The 13,149-nt window shown below is 64.4% G+C and carries 8 protein-coding genes and 1 pseudogene; 6 read left to right on the forward strand and 3 right to left on the reverse strand.

Going from position 1 to position 13,149, the window contains the following annotated elements; genetic code table 11:
* Window positions 1–91: 91 nt before the first annotated feature.
* From JGU71_RS20420 to JGU71_RS29970, 3 genes and pseudogenes are all read right to left on the reverse strand, one after another.
* Window positions 92–583 (reverse strand): GyrI-like domain-containing protein, encoded by a 492-nt coding sequence (locus JGU71_RS20420; RefSeq protein WP_199706144.1) that lies wholly within the window; start codon window positions 581–583, stop codon window positions 92–94.
* Between the two features lie 99 nt (window positions 584–682).
* Window positions 683–2,233 carry an adenosylcobalamin-dependent ribonucleoside-diphosphate reductase gene (locus JGU71_RS20425; protein WP_199706145.1) on the reverse strand — a complete coding sequence of 517 codons (1,551 nt, stop codon included), beginning with the start codon at window positions 2,231–2,233 and terminating at the stop codon, window positions 683–685.
* Window positions 2,234–2,600: 367 nt separating this feature from the next.
* Window positions 2,601–2,669: pseudogene (locus JGU71_RS29970) on the reverse strand (hypothetical protein); the annotation flags it as partial.
* A gap of 371 nt (window positions 2,670–3,040) precedes the next feature.
* Between JGU71_RS29970 and JGU71_RS20435 the strand changes: the two are divergent.
* From JGU71_RS20435 to JGU71_RS20460, 6 genes are all read left to right on the forward strand, one after another.
* Complete coding sequence (locus JGU71_RS20435) at window positions 3,041–4,801, forward strand: GAF domain-containing sensor histidine kinase (protein ID WP_199706146.1); 1,761 nt, start codon at window positions 3,041–3,043, stop codon at window positions 4,799–4,801.
* Between the two features lie 297 nt (window positions 4,802–5,098).
* Window positions 5,099–6,007, forward strand: coding sequence for an ABC transporter ATP-binding protein (locus JGU71_RS20440; protein WP_199706147.1), 909 nt, complete (start codon window positions 5,099–5,101; stop codon window positions 6,005–6,007).
* Window positions 6,004–7,617: an ABC transporter permease gene (locus JGU71_RS20445; protein ID WP_199706148.1), complete on the forward strand. Its 1,614-nt coding sequence runs from the start codon at window positions 6,004–6,006 to the stop codon at window positions 7,615–7,617. Before JGU71_RS20440 ends, JGU71_RS20445 begins: the two co-directional genes overlap by 4 nt.
* Window positions 7,618–7,620: 3 nt before the next feature.
* On the forward strand, window positions 7,621–7,926 hold the full coding sequence (locus tag JGU71_RS20450; protein WP_199706149.1) for a hypothetical protein: 306 nt from the start codon (window positions 7,621–7,623) through the stop codon (window positions 7,924–7,926).
* Window positions 7,923–10,238, forward strand: coding sequence for a PEP/pyruvate-binding domain-containing protein (locus JGU71_RS20455; protein WP_199706150.1), 2,316 nt, complete (start codon window positions 7,923–7,925; stop codon window positions 10,236–10,238). Before JGU71_RS20450 ends, JGU71_RS20455 begins: the two co-directional genes overlap by 4 nt.
* Window positions 10,235–13,096, forward strand: coding sequence for an alkaline phosphatase D family protein (locus JGU71_RS20460; RefSeq protein WP_199706151.1), 2,862 nt, complete (start codon window positions 10,235–10,237; stop codon window positions 13,094–13,096). The genes JGU71_RS20455 and JGU71_RS20460 overlap by 4 nt, the downstream gene beginning before the upstream one ends.
* Window positions 13,097–13,149 lie beyond the last annotated feature (53 nt).

Consider the following 13,149-nt stretch of genomic DNA (forward strand, 5'->3'; position numbering starts at 1 on the left):
AGTAGCACTACAAGTGATTCCAGCTCATCTCCGACAAGACGAGCTCCCGGGCGACGGCGCGTTCTCGGTTCGGCCCTGTGTTGTTCGACGGTCATTGGACTCGCTCACCTTTCACCGCTGGCTGATACGGCAGTACAACTTCAGTGCGCCACATCGCCGGGTCCTGCTCTGCGAACGGGTCGGTGAAATAGACCTCCCACGGGTCCCCGGCGGGTTCGGCGTCATGGCCTCGCACCCAGCCGTAGAGCGCATCGTAGGTCGGCTCCATCTCGTCGTAGGAGCCGATGTGGATCGCTGCGACGACTTGACCGCCGGGAAGTACGGACGGACCGACGTCGCCCTTGTCCGTGATCGGCCGATCGACGGGAAAGCCGGCTTCGATGTCGAACTCGTTGTCGCTGCGACGGTGATAACGAGCGAACGGCGGGCCGACGATCGTGGCCCCGCTGTCGATCGCAGCCCGGGAGGTAGCGTCGTAGGCCGCTCCTATCCATTGGCCGATTCCAGCAACCGGAATCGTCGTCCGCATGACTGCGGTGAACTGGGCTTCGACGGTACGGCTCGTGATTTCGGTGGTGTGCATTACTCCACACTCGCTGATTTCGCTCTACGGTCGCAGAGACCTTCGTCTGCAAAAGATGTGACCGAGGTGACCGATCCGGCTCGAGGACCGGTGCCCGTCTTACGTCGTGCTCAGCTTCGACAAGCGTCGTTCGAGGTCGCACGACCATTGCATCGACTTACGCTCCACGTCGACGGGTGCTAGCCGCAGGCTCTTCGCTTTCGAACGCCAGGCCGCGACGATCATCGAGCCGATCTCTGCGATATCAGCGTCCGCGGGCAGTTCGATCGTCTTCGACACGGCGCCGTCTACGTGACGTTGGAAGGTCGCTTGCATGCGGAGGTGCCACTCGGGTTGAACGTCGCGCATCGGCTCGATTCCGGGGGTCGTTCCCGCGAGCATCGATGTGGTGTCGGTCGGGCCGATGGACGTCACCTGTGCATTTCGCCGGATCCGTGCACGCCCGGTAAGGCTGTGCGGCGCCTCTGGATAGCGCCCCCGCGATTCGGCCAACGCGATCGATTCCGAGTGCGCCGAACGCTGGATATGTTCAGCGATCCGAGCCGCGAGATGGACGCCGCGCCGACTGTCGTACGGGGTGTCCAAACATGCGAGAGCATCCGCGAGTCCCAGCACTCCGACACCGATCTTCCTCGTCGCCTTGGCAGCCCACTCCAGCTCCGGAAACGGGTAGCCGCTGACGTCGATAGTGTCGTCGAGAAAGCGAACGGCCATGCGGACCACGTCATCGAGACGACCCCAGTCGATGGTGCCGCCGACGACGAACCGCGCAAGATTCACAGACCCGAGTGCACAGGATTCGTAGGCCAATAGAGGTACATCGCCGCACGGACTCGTCGCCTCGACCCGCTCCCCCAAGGGATTTGCCCTGTCGATCGCGTCGATGAACGTAACCACGAGCCCAGCTTTCGGTTGTACGGCTGCACAGATCGCATCGTGCAGCTCACGTGCGCGTACCGCTCGTACCGTGCGACCGGTCCGCGGATGGACAAGCATGTGCGAGTCGTCGTCCAGCGTCGCACGCACGAATTCGTCGGTAACCCCTACCGATAGCTCGATGTGCTGAAATTTTGCCGGTTGCATGGCAGCGGAACCGACGATATCGAAAATGTCAGGATGGGTCACATCGACCAGACACCTCAATGGTGCGGGCCGGCGACGCCCCTGCTCGAATACCTGCTGCGCGGAGTCGAACAGTTGCAGTATCGACAACGGACCGCCCGCCGTGCCGCCGCTCTTTTCGACGAGGTCGCCCCGCGGGCGCACGTGCGAGAAGTTGATGCCGACGCCAGCACCGTGTTGCTGAAGTACCGCCGTACGACCGAGCGTCTCGATTACCGACCGGAGTGAATCGTCGACGGGGAGGACGAAACAGTCTGCGAGAGTGTCCGTTCGGTCGTACGCGCTCACCAAGGTCGACAGGTTCGGCAGGAACTCGCAAGCACTGATCGTCCGCGTGAAGCGCGCTGCCCATTCCTCGGACTTACCGGCTCCGTACTGGTCTTCGGCAGCTGCAACGAACGTTCCGACGCGTTCGCACAGTTCCCCCATTGTGTGCGCGGATCGACCGCACTCGTCGCGGCGGGGAAAATGTTTGCGAAACAACTCCGCTTCGTCGATCAGCTCGGCACCTGCAACCTGCTCGGTCATTCTGATGATTCTCGCTCTCCGCCGCGCGCGCGGGACGGGCCCAAAATCGCAGAAGTTCAGGGACGAAAGTCACTCGTGAACCCGACGCCGTGACAGTCGATATGCCCCTCGGTGCGATGTGACCGCGGCGAACGTTCTGGCGATAATTGCGAGATCCTTTGTCGTCGACCAGTTCTCGACATAGGACTGGTCCAGGCGCGCTGCCTCTGACCGAGCAGGACGTTGATGAAGCTTTGTGACCGTTGGATCGCGCATCAACTTGAACAGCGGTCCCGACGCGTTGTTGCCAGCCTCGAAGATTCTCGAGCGCGCGGCCGGCGTCCACGATCATGCTGCGGAATTTGAGCATCGTGAAAGGACGACCGGCGCGGCCGATCCGTTCAGCTCGGTAGAACACCGGACCGGGGCTGCTGAGTTCGACGGCCACCGCGGTCACCGCCAGCAGCGCCGCAGTCCCACACCCGCAGGACGGTCAGCCCGCGCTGCGGTATGGCGCGAGCGAGATATGGGACGTATGTGCAGGTACCGATTGCCGACACTGCCCGAGAACTGTTGCGCAACATGATCATTTGCATCGGGTTGCGCCGAATCAGAGGAGCAAGCGACCGAGCCCACGCCTTCGACGCCTCGGGATCACGGAGCCATTGCTTTTCGACCCCTGGTGGGTAGCATCAGTAGCACGCCACCCGAGCCCCCGGAGGCCTTCTCTCACCGCCCGTTCCCCCGTCGGCCGACACCAACAAAACGTTGACGGGATATCATGAACACGCGCTTTCCGGTTCGTGCGATACGTACATCGACACAGCGATGAGCGGACACTTCGACACCACCGAGTCCCGGTCGGCCGCAGAGGCTCGTAGCTCATGGTCACCACCCGACGTGCGAGAAACGTTGTCACAGTTGCGGTTGCGTGAACTGCTCGGCGAAGTGCAGGACCGGATCTCACAGATTGCAGACGCCCGCGACAAAACGGACGGGCTCGTAGAGGCCATGCTCACCATTACCTCCGGGCTGGACTTGGGCGAGACGCTCCGCAGGATCGTGCGCACAGCAATAGACCTCGTCGACGCTCGCTACGGCGCCCTTGGCGTTCGCGGTGACGACCGCCAACTCGTGCAATTCATTCACGAAGGCATCGACGAGGACACCCGCACCAAGATCGGTCCATTACCGCAGGGGCGCGGCGTACTCGGTCTCTTGATCGACCAGCCGAAGCCGATCCGACTCGACAGGTTGGCCCTGCATCCGACGTCGGTGGGTTTCCCGACAGATCATCCGCCGATGAACACTTTTCTCGGCGTGCCGATTCGCATCGGCGCCGACGTCTTCGGCAATCTCTATCTGACGGAGAAGTCCAACGGCCAGCCTTTCACCGACGACGACCAGGTCCTGGTCCAAGCGCTTGCTGCCGCCGCGGGCATCGCCATCTCGAACGCGCGACTATTCGAGTCCGGCCGGTTGCGCCAAGCGTGGATCGAAGCCACTCGTGATATCAGCACCGAACTCCTCGCAGGCAAGGACATCGACGGAGCCTTCAGCCTAATCGCGGACAAGGCTATGAGTTTGACTCCCGCGGCCGGTCATTCACTGCTCGCCGTGCAGCGCGACTCCGCTGAGAGCCGTTCGAAGACAACAGAATTGGTGGTCATCGACTCGGCCGGTTCCAGACTCGACGGACTCGTCGGCGCAACGCTGCAGTTGGCCGGGACTGCACTGGGCCGCGTGTTCACCGAACGAGTACCGATGAGATTCGATGCCCTCGACGCCGATGACACATCGGGACTACCGGCACATTCCGGACCGGTCTTGATGCTGCCGCTTCGGACTGCCGACACCGTGCTCGGGATCCTGATCAAGATCCGGCCGGTCGGCGCGCCCTTGTTCAGTGATGATCAGCTGGAGATGATGTCGACGTTCGCCGATCAGGCCGCACTTGCACTGCAACTGGCCACCGCACAACAACGCATGCGTGAGCGGGACGTGCTGGGCGACCGCGACAGAATCGCCCGCGACCTTCACGACCACGTCATCCAACGTCTGTTTGCAGTCGGAATGTCGTTGCAGAGCACCGTCTCCCGCACACGATCGACCGAAGTCCAGCAACGCCTCATCGATACGATGGACGATCTGCAGTCTGTAGTGCAGGAGATCCGGAGCACGATCTTCGATCTGCATCCGGACAACTCTGGTCACACTCGCCTACGGCAACGACTGAACGAAGTGATCGCACAGACGACCGCGAACTCCCGCGTGCGTACCACGGTGCGAATGTCCGGGCCGCTGTCCGTCATCGACCCGCACCTGGCCGACCACGTCGAAGCGGTCGTCCGTGAAAGTGTCGGTCATGGAGTCCAGTACGGCCATGCCAAGGAAATATCGATCGCGATAAGCGTCGCGAACGATCTGACGATCGAGATCGTCGATGACGGAGTCGAGCTGCCCGACGACATCATTGCCAGCGGACGTCACAGTCTCGCGGCACGCGCACTCGACGTCGGTGGAACACACGCCATTCACTCGGTGGCCGACGGCGGTACCAGGATCGTGTGGTCTGCGCCGATCTCCTGAGAAACAGCGCGTCGCCCCGAACCGGAAGCCGGCATTTACGGCGCCTGACCAGGCGGCAGGGCGCGCGGCAACGAACGGTTCCGTCGGCACATGGATCTGCACGGTGGAGGTAGCCGGTATCGCGGCGGTCGCGCTGGCTGTCGCCGAAGCCGGTGGAAACCAGGCCGGCGGTGCGCCCAGCCCCCTCACATAAGCCACATGACCCGAGGACGTTCGGCCCTGCAATGCGAGGGCGCGGTGGATGAATCTGATGAGGACTCAGAAACCCATTGTCAAGATCAGGGAGGACGCACCCAGATGGCTGCGATTACGATCTCCGGCCTGACCAAATCGTTCGGCCACTTCAAGGCCCTCGACGGCCTCGACCTGACTGTCGAAGAGGGTGAGGTGCACGGCTTCCTCGGGCCGAACGGATCGGGAAAGACCACAACGATCAGAGTGCTCCTCGGCTTGCTCCGGCCGGATTCGGGCACTGTTCGGATGCTGGGCGGAGATCCGTGGCGAGACGCTGTCGCACTGCACGGTCGGCTCGCCTACGTGCCCGGCGAGGTCAATTTGTGGCCCGGCATAACAGGAGGCGAGATCATCGATCTGATGGGCCGGCTGCGCGGCGGTATCAACGAACACAGGCGCGCCGAGCTCATCGACAGGTTCGATCTGGACCCGCGGAAGAAAGCACGCAACTATTCGAAAGGCAATCGGCAGAAGGTCGCGCTCATCGCAGCACTAGCGTCGGACGCCGAGCTACTACTACTCGACGAACCGACTGTCGGCCTAGATCCCTTGATGGAAGTCGAATTCCAGCACTGTATCGAAGAGGAGAAGCGCCGTGGGCGAACAGTGTTGCTGTCGAGCCACATCCTCGCCGAGGTGGAGGCACTGTGCGACCGAGTCAGCATCATTCGACTCGGCCACACAGTCGAAAGCGGAACCCTTACCGAGTTGCGCCACCTGACACGAACCTCGATCACCGTCGAAACATCGAAACCGCTTGTCGGTGTCGACCTGCTGGCTGGTGTCTACGACGTCGTCGTCGACGGCGACCGAACTCGCTTCGACGTCGATACGGCGCAACTCGACACAGTGCTGCGGCTTGTCACCCCCCTCGGCGTGCGCAGCCTGATCAGCACACCACCGACTCTCGAAGACATCTTCCTACGGCACTACGAGGCTGCTCCGGCTGCAACGGCGGGAGTGACGGCATGACGACCACCCTGTTCGCCGGGCGCACCGCTGACGCGGCAGGGACCAGCGCGTTGTTTCGATTCGCGCTCCGCCGCGAACGGCGGGGTCTGCCCTGGTGGCTGACCGGGACCGCGGTGCTACTCGGCTACCAGTCCTGGGGCAGCCAGTCCTTCTACGACTCCCCCGCCAAACTCGCGCAACTTCGAGAGACCATGGGCGGCAACGCCGCGATGGTCGCAATGGCCGGTCCAGCCGAACTGCTCACGACGATCGGCGGTGAAGTCGTCTTCGAGATCTTCGCCTACCTGGCGGTTGTCGTCGCACTGATGAACATGTTCCTCGTCGGGCGGTGCACCCGCACCGACGAGGACAACGGCCGCGCCGAACTTGTGCGATCGGCTCGCGTCGGGCGTCGGGCTCCGCTTCTGGCGGCGGTAGCGCTGGCAGGGTTCGCCGATGTCGCAGTCGCCATCGCCGTGTTCGGCGCAGCCGTCGTCACCGGCCTTCCAACAGGTGGTTCGATACTTCTCGCGGCGTCGCTCGCGGGTGTCGGAATCGTGTTCGCGGGCCTCACTGCAGTAGCGGCTCAGGTCTTCGAAAACCCCCGAAGTGTCTACGGCGCAGTTGCTTCGACGATCGGTATCGCATACGCGCTCCGGGCAATCGGCGATGTCGGCGACGGCACCTTGTCATGGCTGTCACCGATCGGTTGGGGCCAGCGCACGTTCCCTTTTGCCGGCGACCGATGGTGGCCCCTGGTGTTACCCACGATCGCAGGTGCAGCACTCGTCGTCGGAGCAGTCGCCATCCTGGACCGCCGAGACTACGGAGCCGGCGTATTCGGTAGCCGATCGGGACGAGCGAGAGCCTCCTGGGCGCTGGGTTCGCCACTCGGTTTGGCCTGGCGGCTGCAGCGAGGCGCGCTCCTCATGTGGATCGTCGGAGTGTTCACCCTCGGCGCCGCCTACGGTTCGTTCGGTAACAGCATCGAAGACTTCATCGCCGACAACCCCGAGATCGCTGCATATCTGCCCGGCGGTGCCGGCGATGCGGTCAACGCCTATCTCGCGCTCACCATCACGATGGCGGTGCTGCTCGCAGCGGCGTACGGCATATCCAGCGCGCTGCGCGTACGCGGCGAGGAAAGCTCCGGCCGTGCCGAACCCGTCTTCGCCACGCCGACCGGTCGCACGAACTGGTTCGCAAGCCACATCGCGGTCGCGTTTGTCGGCAGCGCCTTCGTTGCGCTCGCCGGCGGCTTCGGCGAAGGGCTCGCATACGGTCTGACCATCTCCGATCCCGGCCAAGCAGTTCGTCTCGCCGGGGTCGCACTCGTGTATCTGCCCGCGATGTGGTTCGTCGTCGCCGTCGCCGTGCTCGGTGTCGGTTACCTGCCGAAGCTGGCCGCCGCGCTGGCGTGGGCGGCGTTCGGCTACTGCGTCGTCGTCGTGATGTTCGCCGACTCCTTCAAATTGCCGGACTGGGTCCGAAGCGCGTCACCGTTCACCCATACGGCCCAGGCGCCACTCGAAAACATCACTGCAGGTGCAACCTTCGCCATCCTGGCGCTGACCGTTGCCGTCCTTGTTCTTGGATTCGCAGGATTCCGAAATCGCGATGTGGGGTATTGAGCGATGACTCGTGCATTAGTCGTACCAGCATTGGTGGTCCTCGTCGCCGTCATCGGCATCATCGATGCTGCGACAGGACAAGCGTGGGACTTGGTCACACTGTTCGCAGCGGTCGGCGTACTCGGCGCACTGCTCGCGGTGCCGGTTCGTCGGCGCCGACCGTTGACACTTCGCATCGACCTGTTCCGCTTTCTCACCGAACGGGCTGATGCGGGCGACGAGTCGGTCGGTCGGATCGCAGACCGCGCGGTCGCGGCCTACCGTGCCGCGCTCACCGGCGACATCGACCCCACCCCGAGCTCGCAATGACCGTCGCGGACCTGCACCTCTCGCCGCCGTTGGCGGCGCCCGCTGTCACAGTGCTGAACGGCAGCCAGCTTCGAGGCGACGTGGTCGGTGGCAAAGCCGCTGCTATAGATCGGCTCATCGCCTGGTCCATCCCCGTCCCACCGACTGCCGTGGTTACCACGACGGCATACCGGGCTGTGTGCGAAAGTTCCAGCCTCACAGCGCTCTTCGAGCAAATCGGTCGGGACGCAAACGTAGCGGCCGCAGCTGTGGATGCCGCCTTCACGCGGGCCGGGCTCCCGGCCGATGTCGCCGAACAGGTCCGCGAAGCAGCGCTGAGGGTAAGCGGCGGCAGACATGTAGCCGTACGGTCGTCCGCGACGGTGGAGGATATGGGCACCTCATCCTTCGCTGGCCAATACCATTCCGTCCTCGATGTGGACCCTGCCGATATCGATGCGTTGACCGACGCAGTCCTGTCGGTGTTTGCCTCACTGTTCCATCCCGCACCGCGCGCCTATCGAAAAGCTCTCGGCATCGGCGACACCGGCGTCGCGATGGCAGCGCTGATCATGCCGATGATTCCTGCAGTGCGCGCCGGAGTAGTTTTCACCCAGGATCCGACCGCGCCCCCTGGCACCGCCCGAATCGAAACTGTCGACGGCCTTGCGGAAACGCTGGTGTCAGGCAAGCGCACGCCCCGCGTCGTGCGCGTCCACGAAGGAACGGCACCGCCTGAGGGCTCCGACGAGGAAGTCGCCCCATTACTGGCTGCGGCAGCCGAGATCGAGCTCCACGCCGGCCGCCCGCAAGACGTCGAATGGGCATGGGACGGCAGCCGATTGTGGATAGTCCAGGCCCGGCCGATCACGGTGGCGGCGGACGAGCACGACCCGTTCGACGACCCGCAACAGGAGTTGGACACGCAGCTCACCACGACGGGGATCGCTGAAATGCTGCCTGGCGTACTGCCACCGCTGAGATGGGATATCTGCTCCTTCGTCGTCGAGGAGGCCCTGCGAACCATGCTCGACCGGCTCGGCGCGCTACCGGACGACCGCATGGTGCAACCACGCCGACTCGTTCGTCGCGTCCGCGGACGAGCTGCCCTCGATGCCGACATGCTCGCCGCCGCGCTACCTGACGGGCAGCGCGGATTCGCTGCCACTCGACATAGGTGGCTGGCGAGCGCTGCTCGGCGGCGAGCAAGCTTCGACGCCGAGGTTGCTGTCCGCGCGGCCGACGAAATCGATTCCGGCCGTGCGGATCTGGCATCGTGGACACTCGACGAGCTACAGCGCTATCACTTTTCGCTGATCGATCTGACTACCCGTGCTATGGCCGCTGAGATCACCGTCGCTGCCGACGCGGGTGCTATCCACAACGGCCTTCGCGCAGTGCTCGCACGATTCGTGACTGATGCCGATGCGTACCGGCTGGCCGCCGATCTGACGACCCCGGCTGCACCGATCGTCGCGCCGAGCAGCGCGAGCGCTGCGATATTTTCAGGTCCTACCTGGATCGAACTCGGCCTAGAGCCCGCTAACCCTGTCGCTACGGCGGACCGCGACACCATCTTCGACAACGCTATGGCGATCGTGACTGCCAGTCCGCGCTGGCCGAGTTCCGGCGTCGGCAGCTGGCTTCGGAACCGACAGATCGACCGACTCAGCGCTGAAGCAGCACGACAACTCGAGCGACGAGAGCGAACCAAACGCGCGATACTGATCCTTGGCGGCGAACTTCGTCGTATTCACACCTCAACGGGCGCTCGGCTCGCGGAACTCGGCCGGTTGGATCGCGCCGCCGATATCGAACAGCTCAGCCTGCTCGAATTCCGCGCTGCGCTATGTGGCGAGCTCGGTGGGCGGCTCGGACGGCCTGCAGTCACGGCAGCGCAGCTCGCACGACGAAGCCGGTGGTGTCGACAGCACGAGGAAGCGGGGCCCCTACCGCAGGAATTTCGCGGAGTCCCGCGGCCGACGACCGCCTCGGCTCCGCCGGGCGAACGGCTCGTCGGTTTGGCAGGTGGAGGCGGCACGTTCCGAGGCATCGCACGTCGGGTCGACGGTCCCGATCAAACGATCGGTGCAGACGAAGTGCTGGTTGCACGGACTACTGACCCCTCGTGGGCGCCGCTGCTGATGCGTTGCGGCGCAATGATCGTCGAGCAGGGCGGTCCGCTGTCGCACGCCGCGATCCTGGCCCGCGAATTCGGCGTCCCCGCAATTTTCGACGTGCCTGGAGCAGTCCGAGCGCTGGATGGGAAACTCGTCCGCATCGATGCCGACGCCGGCGTAGTCACAATTGTCGACGAAGTTGGCGAGCTATGAGCTCCCGCACCCGCGACCGCGGAGTCGCTCGACTGCTCGGGGTCGACCGCCTGAACATTTTCGTACCCGCGATCATGAGTGTCGGTCTGTTGTTCTGGCTCGCGAGCGAACTGCGCGAACTCGTCAGGGCGACGGGAGCCGCGTCGCGCGCGAAGCGCTCCGCGATTGCGGGCCACGAGGTTGCGCGACTCACGCTCGGCAGCACGGGCGCCGAGCCACCCGGCAGGCAGGGGCTGCGCCCACGACCGGTCTACCTGTTGCTCGCCGTCGCACTTGGCTGTGGCGCGGCCTACGTCGCGATCGGTTCTATCGCAAACTACTTTCGGCCCGGGTACTACGTAGCCGACATCGCCTGGTTGTTGGCACTTGCACTCGCCGCATCCTTCGGAGCAATCGCCTACGGCTCGGTTGCTGCAGTCGTCTTCGTGCGATATCCGGTTCCGCCGAAGTCTTTCCGCAGGATGCTCACCAACTCGCTGCTCACGTCGCGCCCGGTCGACGGCGACACGATGCCGGAGGGTCCATCGTGGAAGCTCGCCGCCGGGTTCCTGGCTGCCGCGGCGGGCGCCGGACTTCTCGCATTGATCGTCGCGGCCTCGCCACACGTTGTCGACGGGTTCGATCGCGGTGTCGCCGCGTGGTTTCACGGGTTGGGGTGGCCGGCTACTTCGATCACCGACCTCGTTTCGCGCACCGGGATCGTCGTGGTGGCGGTTGTCGTGGTTGGTGCGGTGGCAGTGCGCTGCCGCGTGCTGGCTCTCACGTTCGCGGCGGCGGTCGCGCTCGGCTTTCTCGCCACGGTTGTGCTGCGCGACATCATCGAACGGCCGAGGCCCCTCGACGGCCCGATGGCAGGAATGCTCGACTCGTATCCGAGCGAAAGCGTCGTGCTCGCCGTCATCGTTGCCGGGCTCGTTCCGCGTGCGATCGCCACACTGATCGGATGGCCACGAATCGCCGCGCCGCTGAGCTTCGTACTCGGTGTCGCAACCGCTGCGACCATGGTCGATCGGGTCGCGCGCGGCGCACACTGGCCGACCGACGTCATCGGCGGGGCACTGATCGGTTCAGCTCTGGTATTCGGTGCACGCTGGGTGGTCGACGTACCGCGTGCGCACATCGGCTGCCGTAGTTGCCCTCGGTCGCAGGACTTGCCTTTGCGGCGCAAGAGTCGCGGAATGATCCGGATGGGGATCTCCACGGCGAGCGCAGTCCGCGTGCTCGCCCACCTGTCCGCGGCGGCGGTTGCGGTCACGCTGGCAGTGCTGACTTTCACAGTCGGGGTCCCAACCAGCACCGAGAATTACGTATTCGGCCCAGGCGTCGAGCGACCCGCGCAACTTGCCCTTGCCGGCGTGGTGTCGCTCGGTGCGCTGCTGGCTTGGAAGTGGGAAGCAATCGGCGCTGTGCTCATCGCCTTTGCAGCGACGTGCCTCGGGATCTTTGCCGCGGTCGAATACCAGCCGATCTATGCGGTGGCTTTGACGGCGGCGGCGATGGTGCCGTCGATTTTGTTGTGGCTCAGCTGGCAACATCGCCGCAGCGCGATCGAGCTCGTAGTCCTTGCCGTGGTCACCGCACTGCTGCTCGGCACCACGTGGGCGGGAGCGACGAAGGTGTACGACATCTACTTCGGACCGACGCATCCCTCGAGCACGACGCCGGGCTTGGCCGTCGACCGCGTCGAGTGGGTGTGGTCCGGCGCCCTCAGCAGTGCGTCGATTTCGGTGTCGGCGCGCTTGGCCGAGTCGGGAGAGACGGCGAGTCTGCTGGTCGAATCGAACGACGGGCGGTTCTCGACGACTACCCGCGCAGTTTTCGCCGACGATCACCGTATCGCTCGCATGCGGGCCGACGGATTGCGACCCGGCACGCGTTATCGATTCACCGTCGTGGTCGATGGCGTTGCCGACACATCAAGGGGCGCAGGCAGTTTCGAAACTCCAGTCGACGGACCGATGTCCTACCGCGTTACTGCAGGTGCCTGCGCTCGGGTCGGTTCCAACGGGTCTGTGTACGACGCGATCTCCGCCGAACGACCCATGATTCATCTCGCACTCGGTGACCTGCACTACGGCAACATCGAGGCCACCACGCCGGGTCCGTACCTCGATGCGTACGGCAAGTTCCTGACGATGCCTGCCCAGGCTGCGTTGTATCGCGCCGCACCGATTGCGTACGTGTGGGACGACCACGACTACGGTGCGAACGACGCCGATGCGTCCTCGCCTGGCCGCGACGCGTCCCGTGTGGCTTTCGACTCCGCCGTACCGCACTACGCGTTCGGCTCGCCGGGCGGGACAGTCAACCAGGCGTTCACGATCGGTCGAGTTCGATTCGTCATGACCGACAATCGGTCCGAGGCCACCGACTCCACAATGCTCGGCGACGCGCAACTACGGTGGCTCATCGACGAAGTCACATCCTCGAGCAAGACGCATGCGCTGGTCGTTTGGGCCAACCCCGATCCGTGGATCGGCGAGTCGAGTCCTGGTGCCGACGGCTGGGCGGGCCACCCCGACGAGCGCCGCCGAATCGCCGATGCCATCGCCGCCGCCGGCGTGCACAATCTGATATCGGTCGGCGGTGACGCCCACATGGTTGCAATCGACGACGGCACCAACAGCGACTACTCGACAACCGGCGGCGCAGGCTTTCCGATCCTGCAGGCTGCCGCACTCGACCGGCCAGGCAGCGTCAAGGGCGGACCGTACAGCGAAGGCACATACCCCGGAGGAGGCCAGTACGGAGTCCTCGACATCCACGATGACGGCTCACGCGTCACTGTCTCGATGTCGGGAAAGCGCTGGGATGGAACCGTACTCACCCGCTACGAATTCGATGTGCCGACCGGCTGACCTTGTCGCCGGGTGCGTCATGCCAACGTGACTCGCCGAACGGGCCTCTCGCA

It is taken from the genome of Antrihabitans stalagmiti, assembly GCF_016482825.1.
Taxonomy (GTDB): Bacteria; Actinomycetota; Actinomycetes; order Mycobacteriales; family Mycobacteriaceae; genus Antrihabitans; species Antrihabitans stalagmiti.